This window comes from Pseudomonas sp. 05N434, assembly GCF_056396965.1.
The window spans coordinates 1-1128 of sequence record NZ_JBFTMK010000910.1 but is presented as its reverse complement, the minus strand read 5'-3'; the positions used below and the strand labels follow the sequence as shown (position 1 = coordinate 1128).

Here is a 1128-nt window from a genome sequence, read left to right as displayed (position 1 = left end):
CGGTTCAGCCGTCCAACATGGGGAGAAGTTCCGTCCCGACACATTATTTAACTTATGGGCGATGTCAGATGTTCATGGCTCCAATAAGTCCTTTTAAAATAAAGGTTTAGATTAGAAAAACAAAGCGCATGCTCTCCAAAACTTGTTCATGACCGACTGTTTAGACCGCAGCGGTGCAAACAGTGGTTATCTGCGCAAATCCAGTTGCCTCTGGCATTGCAGCGGGGGGGGGAGGAAGTTACACCAATATTTTCGAACGGGAGTAATCTCTATATGTGTCACGAGCGGCAACGTTTTCAATCTTCACATTCGTTCGTTGCGAGTAGACAATGCGCGCTCTGTTCCGGGGTAGTTCAGCGGTAGAACACTCGGCTCTTAACCGGGTGGGCGCTGGTTCGAATCCAGCCCCCGGACCCACTACATCGCAGGGTCAGAAGGACAAATGTCCAGGCACGATAGGGAAACGGATGCAATGGCCGGCATAAACGCCGGTTATGCGGTCTTTCAATTATCTCGAGCATTGACCGCATCGGGTCTAGACACTGAGAAAACGCGCGAACGGATTGAGCGCTGGCAGCAGGTGGTCGAACACATGGTGCAAGGCACCGCGCTGTATGGCTCACGTATACCACTCGTGGATGTGCCTGAATGGGTCACGCTGGAGGTAGCCACGGGTGGTTTTGCCACTGGACAGTATCTGGCCGGTGGTGCACTGACCGTGTACGAGCGGCGGCTGGCCGCCTCAATCCCAGGCATCCGCCCTGGTTTTGAACGACTTGATCTCAACACCTGGCACCTTACGGATGAGGGGATCGAAGCACTGCAAAAGCAACTGGTGAACAGCGACTATCGGATCGATGTACCAGAAGAGGCAGCACTACTATACGTGGCTTGGCTGTTGGGACAGCAGCGCACGGAGGAAGCCCGCAGACTGATTGAGTCGATCGCACCTTTTTTTGAGCAACTGCGTTTCTTTCCAATGGCTTCTGACGGGCTACCGCTCGCGGCGGTGGAAGTGCAGATCTTCGATGTCGGCGATATCAAAAAGCTGCTTTCAAAACTCCCTGCGCAGCAGCGTCTGGCGGTGCAAAAACATGTGGTCATGACTCGGTTGCCTCTCTTCGATGC

General features: G+C 53.6%; 1 protein-coding gene and 1 tRNA gene. Both read left to right on the top strand.

All coding sequences use genetic code 11. The annotated features are described in order from the left end of the window. Positions 1 to 342: 342 nt before the first annotated feature. A tRNA-Lys gene (locus AC1DLB_RS30630) sits at positions 343 to 417 on the top strand. Between the two features lie 55 nt (positions 418 to 472). Then, the coding region (locus AC1DLB_RS30625; RefSeq protein WP_477786357.1) for a hypothetical protein at positions 473 to 1128 on the top strand (656 nt) is incomplete at its 3' end.